This is a genomic window from Dactylosporangium sp. NPDC049742, from assembly GCF_040674675.1.
GTDB classification, from domain to species: domain Bacteria; phylum Actinomycetota; class Actinomycetes; order Mycobacteriales; family Micromonosporaceae; genus Dactylosporangium; species Dactylosporangium maewongense.
Genome location: NZ_JBFANF010000009.1, coordinates 11,962 through 26,711 on the forward strand (window position 1 = coordinate 11,962; position 14,750 = coordinate 26,711).

The 14,750-nt window shown below is 75.4% G+C and carries 14 protein-coding genes; 5 read left to right on the forward strand and 9 right to left on the reverse strand.

What is annotated here, in order from left to right; genetic code table 11:
• Positions 1 to 17: 17 nt before the first annotated feature.
• Positions 18 to 1,445, reverse strand: coding sequence for an MFS transporter (locus AB0J72_RS14075; RefSeq protein WP_363398558.1), 1,428 nt, complete (start codon positions 1,443 to 1,445; stop codon positions 18 to 20).
• Between the two features lie 111 nt (positions 1,446 to 1,556).
• Between AB0J72_RS14075 and AB0J72_RS14080 the strand changes: the two genes are divergently transcribed.
• Positions 1,557 to 2,117 (forward strand): helix-turn-helix domain-containing protein, encoded by a 561-nt coding sequence (locus tag AB0J72_RS14080; protein WP_363398560.1) that lies wholly within the window; start codon positions 1,557 to 1,559, stop codon positions 2,115 to 2,117.
• Between the two features lie 12 nt (positions 2,118 to 2,129).
• Here the strand turns inward: AB0J72_RS14080 and AB0J72_RS14085 are convergent, their stop codons facing one another.
• A complete protein-coding gene (locus AB0J72_RS14085) occupies positions 2,130 to 3,752 on the reverse strand; it encodes an ankyrin repeat domain-containing protein (RefSeq protein ID WP_363398960.1) in 1,623 nt (540 codons plus the stop codon).
• Between the two features lie 307 nt (positions 3,753 to 4,059).
• Between AB0J72_RS14085 and AB0J72_RS14090 the strand changes: the two genes are divergently transcribed.
• Together AB0J72_RS14090 and AB0J72_RS14095 are read left to right on the forward strand one after the other, a co-directional pair.
• On the forward strand, positions 4,060 to 4,845 hold the full coding sequence (locus AB0J72_RS14090) for a hypothetical protein (RefSeq protein WP_363398562.1): 786 nt from the start codon (positions 4,060 to 4,062) through the stop codon (positions 4,843 to 4,845).
• Between the two features lie 78 nt (positions 4,846 to 4,923).
• Entirely contained in the window at positions 4,924 to 5,388 is a 465-nt protein-coding gene (locus AB0J72_RS14095) for a hypothetical protein (RefSeq protein WP_363398564.1), read from the forward strand.
• 40 nt (positions 5,389 to 5,428) lie between these two features.
• Here the strand turns inward: AB0J72_RS14095 and AB0J72_RS14100 are convergent, their stop codons facing one another.
• On the reverse strand, positions 5,429 to 6,181 hold the full coding sequence (locus AB0J72_RS14100) for a helix-turn-helix transcriptional regulator (protein WP_363398566.1): 753 nt from the start codon (positions 6,179 to 6,181) through the stop codon (positions 5,429 to 5,431).
• Positions 6,182 to 6,235: 54 nt separating this feature from the next.
• Between AB0J72_RS14100 and AB0J72_RS14105 the strand changes: the two genes are divergently transcribed.
• Both AB0J72_RS14105 and AB0J72_RS14110 read left to right on the forward strand, forming a co-directional pair.
• Positions 6,236 to 7,450, forward strand: a complete 1,215-nt coding sequence (locus AB0J72_RS14105) for an MFS transporter (RefSeq protein ID WP_363398567.1) — start codon at positions 6,236 to 6,238, stop codon at positions 7,448 to 7,450.
• Positions 7,451 to 7,558: 108 nt separating this feature from the next.
• A complete protein-coding gene (locus AB0J72_RS14110) occupies positions 7,559 to 7,720 on the forward strand; it encodes a hypothetical protein (RefSeq protein WP_363398569.1) in 162 nt (53 codons plus the stop codon).
• 34 nt (positions 7,721 to 7,754) lie between these two features.
• Here AB0J72_RS14110 and AB0J72_RS14115 read toward each other — a convergent pair whose 3' ends face one another.
• Genes AB0J72_RS14115 through AB0J72_RS14140 form a run of 6 tightly spaced genes read right to left on the reverse strand, consistent with a single transcriptional unit; the run spans position 7,755 to position 14,727 of the window.
• Positions 7,755 to 8,333 (reverse strand): transglutaminase family protein, encoded by a 579-nt coding sequence (locus AB0J72_RS14115; protein WP_363398571.1) that lies wholly within the window; start codon positions 8,331 to 8,333, stop codon positions 7,755 to 7,757.
• Positions 8,330 to 9,073 carry a precorrin-4 C(11)-methyltransferase gene (gene cobM / locus AB0J72_RS14120; RefSeq protein ID WP_363398573.1) on the reverse strand — a complete coding sequence of 248 codons (744 nt, stop codon included), beginning with the start codon at positions 9,071 to 9,073 and terminating at the stop codon, positions 8,330 to 8,332. The genes AB0J72_RS14115 and cobM overlap by 4 nt, the downstream gene beginning before the upstream one ends.
• The gene (gene cbiE, locus AB0J72_RS14125) at positions 9,070 to 10,728 is read right to left on the reverse strand and encodes a precorrin-6y C5,15-methyltransferase (decarboxylating) subunit CbiE (protein WP_363398575.1); all 1,659 of its coding nucleotides are present in this window, start codon (positions 10,726 to 10,728) and stop codon (positions 9,070 to 9,072) included. The genes cobM and cbiE overlap by 4 nt, the downstream gene beginning before the upstream one ends.
• Positions 10,719 to 12,059, reverse strand: coding sequence for a cobyrinate a,c-diamide synthase (locus AB0J72_RS14130; RefSeq protein WP_363398577.1), 1,341 nt, complete (start codon positions 12,057 to 12,059; stop codon positions 10,719 to 10,721). Before AB0J72_RS14130 ends, cbiE begins: the two co-directional genes overlap by 10 nt.
• Complete coding sequence (gene cobO / locus AB0J72_RS14135; RefSeq protein ID WP_363398579.1) at positions 12,053 to 12,655, reverse strand: cob(I)yrinic acid a,c-diamide adenosyltransferase; 603 nt, start codon at positions 12,653 to 12,655, stop codon at positions 12,053 to 12,055. The genes AB0J72_RS14130 and cobO overlap by 7 nt, the downstream gene beginning before the upstream one ends.
• Before the next feature lie 2 nt (positions 12,656 to 12,657).
• Positions 12,658 to 14,727, reverse strand: a complete 2,070-nt coding sequence (locus tag AB0J72_RS14140; RefSeq protein WP_363398581.1) for a VWA domain-containing protein — start codon at positions 14,725 to 14,727, stop codon at positions 12,658 to 12,660.
• Positions 14,728 to 14,750 lie beyond the last annotated feature (23 nt).

The window sequence follows — 14,750 nt, forward strand, 5'->3', positions numbered from 1 at the left end:
CCGTCGACCCTGGTCCCTCAGGCCTTCCGGGCCCGGGGGACCAGGATCGCGATCACCGCGGCGGTGGCCAGCATCGCGGTCAGCACGGCGAAGGCGTATGTGTAGCCCGACTCCAGCGGCAGGCCCGCGGGCGTCGCGTGGGCCGTGATCACGGCGCTGGCCACGGCCGCGCCGAGCGAGCCGCCGATGGTGCGGATGTTGGCGTTCATGCCGCTGGCCACGGCCGTCTGCCCGGCGGGGACGGTCGCCACGATGAGGTTGACCATCGCCGTGAACGTCAGCCCGAGCCCCACCCCGAACGCGCCCGTCGCGACGGCGACCTGCCAGTACGCGTCGTGGAACAGCGTCAGCCCCGCGCACGACACCGCCGCGGTCGCGGTGCCGATCAGCAGCTGGACCTTCGTCGGCACGTACGCGGTCAGCGGGCCGCTCGCGGACCCGGCCACCGCCATCGTGACCAGCATCGGCAGCATGGCGAGACCGGCACCGGTGACCGTGGTGCCGAACCCGTAGCCGGTCGACCGCGGCGTCTGCAGGAACTGGGGCAGGAACGCGTAGGTCGCGAACATCCCGGCGCCGAACAGCAGCGACACCAGGTTCGTCGTCCACACCGCGGGCAGCCGCATCATCTGCATGTCGATCAGCGGCTCCGCCGAACGCAGCTCCACCAGTACCCATGCGGCGGCGAGGACGAGAGCGAGCAGCAGCGGCCCGACGACCCGCGCGGACGTCCACCCCCACACCGGGGCCTTGCTCAGCGGCAGGATCAGGGCGACCAGCCACGCGGACAGCAGCACCCCGGCCGGCCAGTTGATCCGGCCCCGGCCCTGACCCGGGTCGCCGACCGGCGACTCGCGGACGAACCGCAGCGTCAGCAGCGCGGTGCCCGCCACGACGACGGCGGGGATCCAGAACAGCGCCCGCCAGTCCAGCGCGCCGACGACCGGGCCGGCGAGGACCACGCCGAGGCCACCGCCGACGGCGATCACCGCGGACAGCCCGCCGATCGCGGACGGGACCCGGGCCGGCGGCAGCTCGTCGCGGAGGATGCCGAACGAGATCGGGAACACCGCCCCGCCGAGGCCCTGCACGACCCGCCCGATGATCAGGACGCCGGCGTTGGGCGCCGCGGCGGCGATCAGGCACCCGGCCGCGATGGCGGCGAGCGCGACGAGGAGGGTGCGGCGCTTGCCGTACATGTCGCCGATGCGCCCCATGATCGGCGTCGCCACGGCGGCGGACAGCAGCCACGCCGTGAGCACCCAGGTGACCGTGCCCTGGCTGGTGTGCAGGTCGTGCTGGATCTTCGGCAGCACCGGCGTGACCAGCGACTGCAGCAGGGAGAACGACGCGGCCGCGGTGGCGAGCGCGACGAAGAGGAACCGGCTCGCCGGCGGCTGGACGGTGGCGAGCGACGGCGGGCTGAGGGTGAGTGCGCGTGTCATCGGATCTTTCCCCCGGACGCGGTACAGTAGTGGAGGTACGCCTCCACATTAGCGGAGGGGTGCCTCCGCTTCCACCTGGTTCCACCTTTCGTTGTGTGCTGGAGATCACCCATGTCGGCCGAGTCCCCTGTCGCCGTCCGGCGCCCGCAGCGCGCCGACGCCCGGCGCAACTTCGACGCGCTCCTCACCGCGGCCCGTGACGCGTTCGCCGAGCACGGCACCGACGCGTCCCTGGAGGACATCGCCCGGCGCGCCGGCGTCGGGATCGGGACGCTGTACCGCAACTTCCCCACCCGCCAGGACCTCTTCGAGACCGTCTACCTCGGCGAGATCGAGCAGCTGTGCCAGACCGCCGAGGACGTCGCCGGCCTCCCGCCGTGGGAGGCCCTGGAGTCCTGGTTGCGCAGGTTCGTGTCGTACGCGGCGACGAAGCGCGCCATCTACGAGGCGCTCAACCGCGACTCGGCGATGTTCCGCAGCTGCCGCGAGGAGATCTACCGGGTCGGCGAACCCCTGATGGCCCGCGCCCAGTCCGCCGGCGCCGTCCGGCCCGACGTCACGTTCGACGACACCGTCCGCATGCTGAGCGGCCTCACCTCGGCCGGCTTCCGCGACGACGCCCAGCGCGACCGGGTGCTGCAGATCGCCCTGGACGGCCTGCGCCCCCGCTGACCCGGCGCGGCCTCAGCGGCGCAGCAGCGGGCCGAGGACGTCCCGGTCGGCCTTCCTCACCCGCTCGGCCCAGTCCGCGATCGGCTCGCCGAGCTCCTCGTCGCAGGCGATCTCGACGGCGCGGTCCGCTCCGGCGGCGACCAGCGCCCGGATCACCCCGACGTCACCCATGCCGTGGACGGCGGCGTGCAGCGGCGTGACGCCGCGGAGGTCGCGGGCGTTCACGTCGAGCCCGGCGGTGAGCAGGCGGTCCAGGAGCGCCAGGTCGTCCAGGTGGGCCGCCAGGTGCAGCAGCGTGCGGCCCCGGTCGTCGCGGACGTGCGGGTCGACGCCCTCGTCCAGCAGCGCGGTCACCCCTTCCGCGTCGCCGTGCAGCGCCCGCTGCATCAACTCGCGGCGCAGCTCCCGCAGCCGCCGCGGGAGCCGGCCCGTGCCGGTGCGCCACTGCGCCGCAACCGCGAAGCAGCCGTCGACGCTCCCGCCGAGCGTGTGCGGCGCCGCTCCCCGCTGCCGCTCCTCCTCGCTGTGCGGGCCGCGGACGGCGCCGCCCTCCATGCGGAGGACCTCGTGCCACTCGCCGCGGCAGCGCACCCGTACCGGCGACGGCCGCACCGGACCCGGCGGACCCTCCGGCGGCCCGTCCCGTCCGGGGAGGAACGCGGCGTGCACGAGGGGGTGCAGCTCGTCCGGGGCGAGCAGGCCGAGCCTGAGCAGGAGCGCGTCGATCGGCACGCCCAGCCGGTCCAGCGCCACGTACGGCTGGTCGTCCGGCGGCACGTACCGCCGCTCGTCGGTCATCCGGATGCGGTCGGCCGTGACGTCCTCGAACGCCAGCAGCGGCGTGCCGCCGAACCCGGCCGTCACCCGGGTGGCGCCGGACCGGGCGCCGGCGCGGCGGATCTCGCGCACCATCTCGGGCAGCCTGCAGCGGAACCCCGCCCTCAGCCGGGGGCGCCAGTCCCAGTGGCGGGGCTTGGGCGCCACGACCTCGACGCCGAGCAGGTCCAGCGCCTCGTCGAGGAAGCCGGTGTCCTGGAGATCCTGGATCAGGGTCGCGGTCGCGGTCACGTCCGGCGGGCCCAGGCCGGGCACCTCGCTCAGGCCGTAGTGGGCGAGCAGCTCGCCGGCGCGGCGGGCGTCCCACAGGTGCCGCTGCCCGGTCAGGTCGTCGCCGTCGTACCAGGCCCTGCTGCCGTCCCGCTCGTCGCCGTAGACGGCGCAGCGGTCGACGCGCTCCGGTGCGTCGGCGGTCGCGATCAGCCGCAGTCGCTGCCGGCCGTAGCCGCTGCGGGGGCTGCCGGCGTACAGGACGGGGCCACCTTCGCCGTAGCGCGCCAGCACGGACAGCCGGCGCGGCGACAGGGCAGTCTTGCCGGTGCCCGGCCGGCGGGGCAGGTGCCAGCGCAGCAGGTCCGGCGCGAGGTGCCGCACGTCGGCCTCGACCCGGTCCGCGACGTCCGTGCCGTGCCGGCGCGCGAGCGCGATGAGGTCCACGTCGACCTCGACGTCCGCGGCGGCGCAGGCGCCCCGCCAGTCCCCGGCGAGGCGCAGGTCGGTGGCGTGGCGGATCATCGCGGCCGGCACCGCGTAGCGGCGGGCCGTGCGCCAACCGCGCAGCTCCGACATCGTGAGCATCACCGCCGCACACCCAGCCGGGCCGCGGGGACGAACAGTCCCACCGCGCCGCGATCGTCGCGACCCACAGCGCGCCGGTGCGCCAGTCGCCCTCACACCACGGACCGTCCGCGGCGTGCCAGACCCGCAGCGTGCGGAACCGCAGGACCCCCATGACCCCGGCAAAGGCTGTCCCCGCCGCGAAGAATCCGGCGGCCGCCACCGAGTGCAGCCGGCCGAGCGCAGCGGCGGTGGCCGGGCGCGTCGGCGCGGAGATGGACCTCGGGGCTCAGCCCGCGGGTGGAGACGCGGCCGCTAGGGTCGACCCGTGACCGACATCGAGGCGCGCCTCGCCAGGATCCGGCGGCTGTTCGCCCGCCTGCACGACCTCGCCTGGACCGAGGCCGCACCCGCCCCGCTGGACGCGTCCACAGTGGAGGGATTCGAGTCCCGGCACGGGATCCGCCTGCCGGAGAACTACCGCCGCTACCTGCTCGAGTTCGGCGACGCCGACACGGGGCTGCTGGCCCTGGCCGCGTACGGCACGCCACTGTCCAAGCAGGACGAGGCCGAGGACTACTTCCGGTGCAACACGGAGCCGTTCCCGCTGGACCGCGCCTGGGCCGGCACGCCGGATCAGCTGGAGGAGTACCAGGAGGAGATGGGCGAGGACGCGGACCATCTGGACCCGGACGACTTCTACGACATCGACGGCGACACCCGCGACGGGATGCTGCACCTCGGCGGCACCCGCAGCCAGCTGTACGCGTGGCTGGTCCTCAACGGCCCGTTCGCGGGCACGGTCTGGGTCGACAGCACCGGCTACGCGCCGGACGGCTGGCTCGCCCCGGCGGTGGACATGCTGCAGGAGTTCGTCCCCGAACGATGGTGGGAGACACTGCGCGACGAGTCGTGGTTCCCGGCCGCCGAGGAGCCCGTGGGCGGCCCTGACTTCCTCGACCTGACCGGCGACTGCCTGGCCCGCGTCGTGCTGCGCGCCGAGCTGCGCCGGGCGGTGCCCGCCGACCGCGTCGGCGCCGTCGACGAGCAGCTCACCGGCCTCAGGTACGGCTACCAGTACGACTTCCGGAAGCTCATGCGCATCGACGCCTGACATCCGCCGACTGTCCAATGTAGATGTCCGCTAGCCGACAACCACGCGGCCCTCGGAGACGACAGGATTCCGCGTGTGATGACACGAGCGTTGCTCCCGATCGCCGTCGCGGCGATCGCCCTCGCCGGCTGCTCCTCGGAGGACCCGGCCGACACCACCGCGGCACCCGCCGCCACCAACAGCACCGCTCCGGCCGCCGGCACGTCCAGCGCGGCGGCACCGTCCAGCGCGGCACCGGCCGCATCCGGCTCGGCGGCGACCGGCGGGAGCTGCCCCGTCGACGCGGCCACGCTGCAGAAGGCGTTCCAGGCCAACGCCGAGGTCGCCGGGGCGATCATCCTCGGCAAGGGCTTCAAGGACATCAGCTGCTACCAGGGGTACGCGACGGCCCTGACGCAGCCGGAGGCGATGGACACCGCCGTCGTCGTGTTCAAGTACGACGGCACGAACAAGGTCTGGAAGGCGCTCATCGGCGGCACCGACAACGTCTGCCAGGACACGGTGCCGGCGTCGATCCGGCCGAAGCTCAAGCACTGCACCTGAGTCCGTTCCGGGACGCGCGGAGCGACGGGCCGGCCGCGCCTCAGCCGGCCCGTTCGCGGGCCGCGTAGACGCCCGGGGTCTGGCCGGTCGCGCGGCGGAACGTGTCGACGAAGCTGCTCGGCGTCGCGAACCCGCACCGGTGCGCGACCGCCGTGACCGGCAGGCCGCCCGCGAGGAGGATCATCGCGCGGTACACGCGGACGTTGGTGCGCCACTGCGGATACGTCATCCCGAACTCGGCGCGGAACAGCCGGGCCAGGGTCCGCTCGCTCGCGCCGGCCTCCCGGGCCAGCGAGGCCAGGGTCCGCGGCTCGTCGAGGCGGTCCGCGGCGGCCGCGCACGCGGCGGCGAGCCTCCCGTCGCGGGCGGTGGGCAGCGCGACCGGCTCCTGCGGCGCGCGGTGCAGCCGGTCCCGGATCACCGCCCTCAGCCGCGTCTCCTCATCGGCCGGCAGGTCCGCGTCGGTACAGGCGACGAGCAGCTCTCGCAGCAGCGGGCCGACCGTGACGACGGTCGGCGCGCCGGCCGGCAGCGGCGGGTCGTCGGCGGCGAACCCGACGGTGTGGAACGCGCTCGCGCCGTGGAACCGGTGCTCGTGCCAGCAGCCGGCGGGGATCCACACCGCCCGGTCCGCCGCCGCGACCCACCCGCCGGCCTCCGTCTGCACGGCGATGACCCCGCGGCTCACGTACACCAGCTGATGCTGGTCGTGGCGGTGCCGGTCGATGTGGAAGCCGGAGCCGTGCTCGGTGGCTTTCGTCGGAGCGACCGGCATGTGGCGGATGTTCGACATCGATCGGCAGAATACCGGAAGCCCGCACCGTACACCCGCTGCGATCTTGAACGGGTGACTGTTGCAACTGCGATCGCCTCCCCGTGGCGGCGCATGCGGGTGTGGGCGGCGGCGCACGCCGTCGACGACTTCTACCAGGGGCTCGTGCCCGCCGCGGTGCCGTACTTCGTCCTCGACCGCCACTACGGCTACGTCGCCGCCGCGGGGCTCGCCATGGCCGCCGCGCTCGGCAGCTCCCTGCCGCAGCTCGTCTTCGGCGTGCTCGCCGACCGGCGCCGCCTGCCGTGGATGTCGCCGGTGGGGGTGGCCCTGGCCGGCACCGGCGCGGGCCTGGCCGGGGTGGCGCCGTCGTACCCCGTGGTCTGGACCCTCCTGCTGCTGTCCGGCCTCGGCGTGGCGATGTTCCACCCGGCGGCGGGGCGCGACGCGCGGCTCGCGGCGGGGTCGAGCGCGACCGCGATGAGCTACTTCGCCGCGGGCGGCAGCGTCGGCTTCTTCGTCGCCCCAGCCCTGGCGACCCCGGCGCTGGACGCGTGGGGCGTCGGCGCCACCGCCCTGTTCATCCCGCCGGCCGTGCTCATGGGCTTCGTCCTGCTCCGCCACCAGCGCCGCACCACGGGCGTCGCCTCCGCCCGGGCCGCCGCCGAGGGCCGGGACCGGCCCGCGCAGTTCGCCGTCCTGGCGTCGGTGGAGATCGTCCGCTCGGCGGTGTCGTTCGGCGTCAACACGTTCGTCGCCCTCTACTGGATCGACACCCTCGGCGCCTCCCCCACCCTCGGCGGCGCCGCCCTCGCCCTGCAGCTCGGCGGCGGCGTCCTGGGCACCCTCGCCGGCGGCCGGATCGCCGACCGGATCGGCCTCGTGCGCACCGTACGCCTGGGGAACCTGCTGCTCGGCCCGGCGATCGCGGTCATGCTCCTGTGCCCGTCGCCCTACCTGGCGCTGCCGCTGGTGCTGCTGGTCGGCCTGGTCACGAACATCCCGTTCGCCGTGCTGGTCAAGCTGGGCCAGGACTACCTGCCGACCCGCCCCGGCACCGCCGCCGGCGTCACCCTCGGCCTGGCCGTCAGCGCCGGCGGCCTGGCGATGCCGCTGCTCGGCCTCATCGCCGACCACCACGGGCCCCGCGGCACCTTCATCGCCCTCGCCGTCGTGCCCGTGCTGGCGGTCGCCCTGTCCGCCGCCCTCCGGGAACCCGCGCCCCTGCCACCTACCCCCGAAACCGCACCCGCGCCCCAGCCGGCCGCCCTGCAAGAGCCACGCGCCTGACGGCCCGCCAGGCGACGCCGCCGATGACGGTGCGACACCTCATCGGCGGCAGCGCCGGCGGGCGCCGGCGACAACCACGCCAACTGGCTCGGCACCGCCGTCGGCCATGTGTTCAACATCTACGCCGAAGAGCGCGACGCCGCGGTGCGCCGGTGCGACGCGATGGTCGAGGACGCCGACCCGCGGGTCCACCGGGGCGCCGCCAGGCTGCGCGACACCCTGACCCGTATCGATCCCGTGCTCTGGCCGGTCGACCGGCCCCAGGGGTGAGCACACCCGCGGCGAGGTCCTCGACGGCGTCGGGTCAGCGGTCGCTCAGAGAGTCGGGCAGGCCCGTGGCGCACAGGGCGAGGACGTCGGTGGTGGAGCGCAGGGCGGCCAGGACGCCCCGGTCGGGGGTCGCGGACACGGGCTCGTAGTCGCACTCGCCCGCCGCCGGGTCGACGGTGAAGGCCAGCCGCGGGCCGGCGAGCGAGAACTGCGCGTCGACGCCCGGCTTGTTGCCGCGCGGGTCCTGCCGGTGCCACCGGCCGCCGAGGTGCACGGCGACGAGGCCGTGCAGCACGAAGCCGCCGTCGCCGGTCGCGAGACGCTGGTAGCAGAGGCCGGCCGGCACGCCCTCGGCCCGCAGCAGGGCGGCGAGCAGGTGTGACTTGGCGTAGCACAGCCCGACGCGCTGATCGAGCACCTCCGCCGCGGTGACCGTCACCCGCGGATCGCCGGCGTCGACCGAGTGCCGCACCTCGTCCCGTACGAACTCGAACGCCACCCGCGCGAAGCCGGTGTCGTCACGCCCTCCCCGCAGCGCCGCCGCGGTCGCACGGACGGCGGGGTGGTCCGCCTGCACGACCTCGCCGCCGGCGAGGTACAGGTCGAGGCTCACGAGCGGTGGCGGGTGGTGGAGTACAGGTGGCTGTCGGGGAACTCCTCGGCGGTGAGGACGCGCCCGACGACGATGACGGCGGTGCGCAGGATGCCCGCCTCCTGGACCTGGTGGGCGATGTCGGCGAGGGTACCGCGGAGGATGACCTCGTCGGGGCGGCTGGCGCGGGCGACGACGGCGGCGGGGCAGTCCGCGCCGTACCAGGGGATCAGCTCCTCGACGAGGACGGCGATGCGCTGCACGGCCAGGTGGAGCACGATCGTGGCGCGGCTGGCGGCCAGTGTGGACAGTTCCTCGCCCGGGGGCATCGGGGTGGCACGGGCGGCGGTGCGGGTGAGGATGAGGGTCTGCGCGACGCCCGGCACGGTCAGCTCGCGCCCCAGGGAGGCGGCCGCGGCGGCGAACGCGGGGACGCCCGGCACGATCTCGTACGGCACGCCCGCGGCGTCGAGGCGGCGCAGCTGCTCGGCCATCGCACTGAAGACCGAAGGGTCGCCGGAGTGCAGGCGGGCGACGTCGAGGCCGGCGGCGTGCGCGGTGGTCAGCTCGGCGAGGATCTGGTCGAGGTCGAGGTTCGCGGTGTCGACGAGCCGGGCGCCGGGCGGGCACACGTCGAGGAGCTCGACCGGCACGAGGCTGCCCGCGTACAGGCAGACCGGGGTCCGGGCGAGTACGTCGCGGCCGCGGACCGTGATGAGGTCCGCGGCGCCCGGTCCGGCACCGATGAAGTACACCGTCATTTCCACACCACCCATTGCGTCACCGGCATCATCGGCCGCCAGGCGAGGAACCCGCCGACGGGTGCGGCACGCTGGACCGCGATCCGGGTCAGGGAGCCGCCGTGCGTCTCGTGGAGCTCGGCGACGAGCCGCTCCGAGGCGACGGTGACCGCGTTGACGACGAGCCGGCCGCCGGGGCGCAGCGCCGACCAGCAGCGCTCGAACACCCCTGCCGCGGTGAAGCCGCCGCCGATGAAGACGGCGTCCGGTATCGCTTCGGACGGGGCGAGGCCGTCGAGCGCGCCGGGCGCGGCACCGACCACTGTGGACAGGTGCGGGACGCCGAGGGTACGGGCGTTGGCGGTGACCCGCTCGGCCCGGACGGGGTCGCGTTCGACGGCGACGGCGCGGCACGAGCGGTGCGCGCGCAGCCACTCGATCGCGATGCTGCCCGAGCCGGCGCCGACGTCCCACAGCAGCTCGCCGGGGCGGGGGCCGAGCGCGGCGAGGGTGACGGCGCGGATCTCGCGCTTGGTGAGCTGGCCGTCGCTGCTGTACGAGTCGTCGGCGAGTCCTGGAGTCAGGGCCGCACCGCTGCCGCGGCAGTCGACGGCGACGACGTTCAGCGGGCGGGCGGCCGTGACGTCGTGGTGGATCCGCTCGTCCGGGCCGCCGAGCGACTCCAGGACGGTGACGGTGCTGTCGCCGAACCCGGTCTCGGCGAGGATCGCGGCCACCGACGGCGGGGTGGCGGCGCCGGAGCTGAGGACGAGCACCCGGCGTCCATTGTGGAGGACTCTGCGCAGCGCGTCGACGGACCGGCCGACGGCGCTGACGACCTCGACGTCGTCCTGGGCCCAGCCGAGCCGGGCGCACGCGAGGGACACCGACGACGGGTGCGGCACCACGTGCACGTGCGCCGCGCCGAGCAGCCTGACGAGGGTGCTGCCGATGCCGTAGTACGTGGGGTCGCCGCTGGCGAGGACCACGACCCGGTCGGCGTGGTGCTCGGCGAGCAGTCGCGGCAGCGCGGGCACGAGCGGTGACGGCCACTCGACCCGTTTCGCGGTGACGGCGGCGAGGTCGAGCTGCCGCCCGCTGCCGAACACGACGGTGGCCCCGGCGATCGCGGCACGCCCCGCCGGCGACACGGACTCCAGGCCGTCGGCGCCGATCCCGACGACGGTCACCTCGGGCGCGACCGCCGCGACGGCGAGGGTCGCGACCGCGGACGACTGCCTGGCGACGACGAGCACCGCCGGGCCGTAGAGCGCGGTCGTAGTGACCAACGTCTTTGCGGGGAGTGGCACGTCAGACCGACCGGGGACGGTCGCGCCCGACCCCGCCGAGGACGGCGCGGCAGGCCCAGCCGACGGCGGCGAGGTGGACGCGGCGGCGCGGGCGGTGAGCAGTGCGGCGGCCTCGGCGACGCTCGGGGTGCCGGTGTGGGCGGCCACCCGCGGGGACGGGTTCGGCACCTCGACGGCGGCGAGCGCGGACGCCGGGTGGGTGACGACCTCCCAGCCGTGCCGGGACGCCAGCTCCGCCGCCAGGTCCACCCTGGCGTCCACAGTGGACACGGCGAGCACCACGTCGCCGGTGAAGGTGGGCAGGAGGGCCTCGACGTCGGCGGCGGTGGCGGTGGAGCGGGCGCCGAACCCGAGCACTACGCGCATGCCGAGACCAGCCTGTGCGCGAGGTGCGGGGCGCCGGCCCAGTGCAGGTGCAGGTACGACGCGTGCACCGACCCCTCCGCGAACCCCTCCCGGACCGTCCCGTTCTCGCCGTGCCAGGCCCACGCGGGCGTGGCGCCGGAGGACGGGGTGACGGCGGTGCGGTGGAACTCGTGGCCGCTGACCCGGGTGCCGGCGGCGGCGAGCGCGCTGTCGGCGACGGCGACGGCGTCGCGGTAGCCGAGGGTCAGCTTCGGGGTCATGGCGGCGTCGACGGGCAGCACCCCGCACATCGGCCGGCCGTCCAGGGTCCGCGCCAGCCACAGCAGCCCGGCGCACTCGGCCGCGATCGGAGCGCCGCGGGCGGCAAGTGCGGCGACCGCCTCGCGGAGCGGCGCGTTGTCGGACAGCTGCTGCGCGTACACCTCGGGGAAGCCGCCACCGACGACCAGCCCGCGCGTGCCGGGCGGCAGCGCCTCGTCCCGCAACGGGTCCACGATGGACACCTCGGCGCCGGCGGCGGTGAGCAGCTCGACCGTCTCGGCGTAGCTGAAGGAGAACGCGGGCCCGCCGGCGACCGCGACCACGGGCCGTCCGGCGACGGGCTCACCCACCGACGGCGTCCAGGGCGCAGCGGCGAACGGGGGCGCCGAGCGGGCGACGGCGAGGACCGCGTCCAGGTCCACACCGGAGGCGACCACGGCGGCGAGGGCCCGCACGGACTCGAGGGCCTCGGCGTGGCGTTCGACGACGGGGACGAGGCCGAGGTGCCGGGACGGGGCGGCGACCGCGTCGTGGCGGCGCAGCACCCCGAGGACGGGCGTGCCGACCTCGGCGCACGCGTCGCGGAGGATCTGCTCGTGCCGGTCGGAGCCGACCCGGTTGAGCACCACCCCGGCGATGCGCACGCCGGACCCGAACGACCGGAAGCCGTGCACGACGGCGGCGATCGACCGGGCCTGTGCGGTCGCGTCGACCACGAGGACGACGGGCGCGTCGAGCAGCTTCGCGACGTGCGCGGTGGAGCCGAGCTCGCCCGCGCCGGTGCGCCCGTCGAACAGGCCCATGACCCCCTCGACGACCGCGACGTCGGCGCCGGCGGAGCCGTGCGCGAACAGCGGGCCGATCCGCTCCTCGCCGACGAGGACCGGGTCGAGGTTGCGGCCGGGGCGGCCGGCGGCGAGCGCGTGGTAGCCGGGGTCGATGTAGTCCGGGCCGACCTTGAACGGCGCCACGCGCAGGCCACGGGCCGCGAACGCGGCGAGGAGCCCGGTCGCCACGGTCGTCTTGCCGTGGCCGGAGGCCGGCGCCGCGACGACGATGCGGGCTACCACTCGATGCCCTGCTGGCCTTTACGCCCCGCGTCCATGGGGTGCTTGACCTTCGTCATGTCGGTGACGAGGTCGGCGATCGCGACGAGGTCGGGGTGCGCGTCCCGGCCGGTGATGACGACGTGCTGGTTGCCGGGCCGGTCCCGCAGGGTGTCGACGACGTCGGCGACGTCGACCCAGCCCCACTTCATCGGGTACGTGAACTCGTCGAGCACGTAGAACCGGTGCGCCTCCGCGGCCAGGTCGCGCTTGATCTGCTCCCAGCCTTCGGCGGCCTCGGCGGCGTGGTCGCGTTCGGTGCCGGGGCGCTGGATCCAGGACCAGCCCTCGCCCATCTTCTGCCACACGACGGGGCCGCCCTTGCCGGTCTCACCGAGGGCCTTGAGGGCGGTCTCCTCGCCGACGCGCCACTTGGGGCTCTTCACGAACTGGTAGACGGCGATCGGCCAGCCGGCGCTCCAGGCGCGCAGCGCCATCCCGAACGCGGCCGTCGACTTGCCCTTGCCCTGTCCGGTGTGGACGGCCAGGATGTGCTGCCGGCGGCGCTGGCGGGTGGTGAGCCCGTCGTCCGGCACGCTCTCGACCTTGCCCTGCGGCATGTTCAGCTCCCCGTGCGGATCGTGGCGGTGGACAGTGCCGACAGCGGCAGGCAGTCGGCGGACAGGGCCCGGGCGAGGCGGCCGGCGAGGCCGAGCCGCACGGGGCCGGACTCGCAGTCGACGACGACCGCGGGGATGCCGGCGAGCGCGGGCGCGACGGTCATCGGGTCGGGGCCGCTGGTCGCGCGGCCGTCGGTGACGACGACGAGCAGCGGGCGGCGGCGGGCGTCGCGGCGCTTCTCGCCGTGCAGCGTGCGGGCGGCCTGGCGCAGTCCCGCCGCGAGGGGGGTCCGGCCGCCGGTGCGCAGCTCGGCGAGGCGCAGCACGCCGACCTCGTGGCTGGCGGTCGGCTCGAGGACCGTGGTGGCCTCCGCGCCGCGGAAGGTGATCATGCCGACCTTGTCCCGGCGCTGGTACGCGTCGCGCAGCAGCGACAGCACGGCCGTCTTCACGACGGTCATCCGCTGCCGGGCCGCCATCGACCCGGACGCGTCGACGACGAACAGCACAAGGTTGGCCTCCCGGCCCACCTTGACCGCCTCGCGCAGGTCGCGGGCGTGGACGCGGCGGGACCCGCGCAGCGCGGCGGCGCGCACGGTGTCGGGCAGGTGCAGGCTGACGAGCTTGCCGCTGGGCTGCCGGGACCGCACGACGCGGCCGTGCCGGCCGTGCGCGGGTGAGCGCCGGCCGGCGTGGGAGCCCTGCTGCCGGTTGGCCCTCCCACCGATCTTCAAGAGCCGCGTCTTGTACGGGGCCTGCGCGAACGCGAGGTCCCCGGCCGGGCCCGTGGCGGGGCCGGCATCCCCGTCGACGCCCGACGTATCGACCGACGTTTGTTCGGGGGTCGGGCGGCCACCCGGCTCGCCGGCCGGACCCGGCGAACCGGAAATGTCGGATGAGTCGGTAGAAGCGCTCGGCGGGGGCGGGCCACTGCCGTCAGCGCCGCCGTCGTCAGGTCCGCCGCCGTCCGGGCCGCCACCATCGGGGCCGCCGCTGTCAGGGCCGCCGTCAGGGCCGTCGGTGTCGGAGCCGCCGTCGTCGGAAGCGTCGTCCGGGCCGCCGAGCTCCTGGTCGAGGATCTCCTCCAGGCGCTCCTGGTCCGCGCCCGGCGGGTCCAGGGGGTCGCGGCGGCGCCGGTGCGGCAGCGCGAGCCGGGCCGCGTCCCGCAGGTCGTCCTTCGTCACGACGGTCCGGCCGTGCCAGGCGGCGACGGCGACCGCCGTGCGGGCCACGACGATGTCGGCGCGCAGGCCGTCGACCCGGTACGCGATGCAGATCCGCGCGATCCGGTCCAGCTGCGCGTCCGGCAGCGTGACCCGGGGCAGGATCTGCCTGGCGGCGGCGATCCTGCCCGCCAGGGCCGCGTCCTGCTCGACGTAGCGGGCGGCGAACCCGGCGGGGTCGTTCTCGTACTGCAGCCGCCGCCGCACCACCTCGGCCCGCGGCTCGACCGTGGCGGGCGCGGCCACGCCGACGACCAGGCCGAACCGGTCGACGAGCTGCGGCCGCGGCTCGCCCTCCTCCGGGTTCATGGTGCCGACGAGCAGGAAGCGGGCGGCGTGCTTGACGGAGACCCCGTCGCGCTCGACGTGGGCGCGGCCCATCGCGGCGGCGTCGAGGAGCAGGTCGACGAGGTGGTCGGGCAGCAGGTTGACCTCGTCGACGTAGAGAACGCCCCGGTGTGCGGCGGCGAGCAGGCCGGGCTCGTAGGCCTTCACGCCCTCGCCGAGGGCCCGCTGCAGGTCGAGGGTGCCGACGACCCGGTCCTCGGTGGCGCCGACGGGCAGCTCGACCAGCGCGGAGCGGCGCCGGGCGGCGGGCGTGCCGGCGGTGTGCGGGCCGTCGGGGCACGAAGGGTCGGCGGCCAAGGGGTCGCAGGCGAAGCGGCAGCCGGCGACGACGTCGACCTCCGGCAGCAGCGCGGCGACGCCACGCACGACGGTCGACTTGGCGGTGCCCTTCTCACCCCGGACGAGCACCCCGCCGATCGCCGGGGACACGGCGGTGAGCAGCAGGGCCAGGCGCAGGTCGGGCAGGCCGACCACGGCCGAGAACGGATACGGCGACGTCACGGGCACATCCTCCTCGAGCGGGT

Bases quoted from the DNA above. Each gene is read 5' to 3' on its own strand.
- AB0J72_RS14075 (WP_363398558.1), bottom strand. From the start codon at position 1,445: ATGACACGCGCACTCACCCTCAGCCCGCCGTCGCTCGCCACCGTCCAG.
- AB0J72_RS14080 (WP_363398560.1), top strand. From the start codon at position 1,557: ATGTCGGCCGAGTCCCCTGTCGCCGTCCGGCGCCCGCAGCGCGCCGAC.
- AB0J72_RS14085 (WP_363398960.1), bottom strand. From the start codon at position 3,752: ATGCTCACGATGTCGGAGCTGCGCGGTTGGCGCACGGCCCGCCGCTAC.
- AB0J72_RS14095 (WP_363398564.1), top strand. From the start codon at position 4,924: ATGACACGAGCGTTGCTCCCGATCGCCGTCGCGGCGATCGCCCTCGCC.
- AB0J72_RS14100 (WP_363398566.1), bottom strand. From the start codon at position 6,181: ATGTCGAACATCCGCCACATGCCGGTCGCTCCGACGAAAGCCACCGAG.
- cobM (WP_363398573.1), bottom strand. From the start codon at position 9,073: ATGACGGTGTACTTCATCGGTGCCGGACCGGGCGCCGCGGACCTCATC.
- cbiE (WP_363398575.1), bottom strand. From the start codon at position 10,728: ATGCGCGTAGTGCTCGGGTTCGGCGCCCGCTCCACCGCCACCGCCGCC.
- cobO (WP_363398579.1), bottom strand. From the start codon at position 12,655: ATGCCGCAGGGCAAGGTCGAGAGCGTGCCGGACGACGGGCTCACCACC.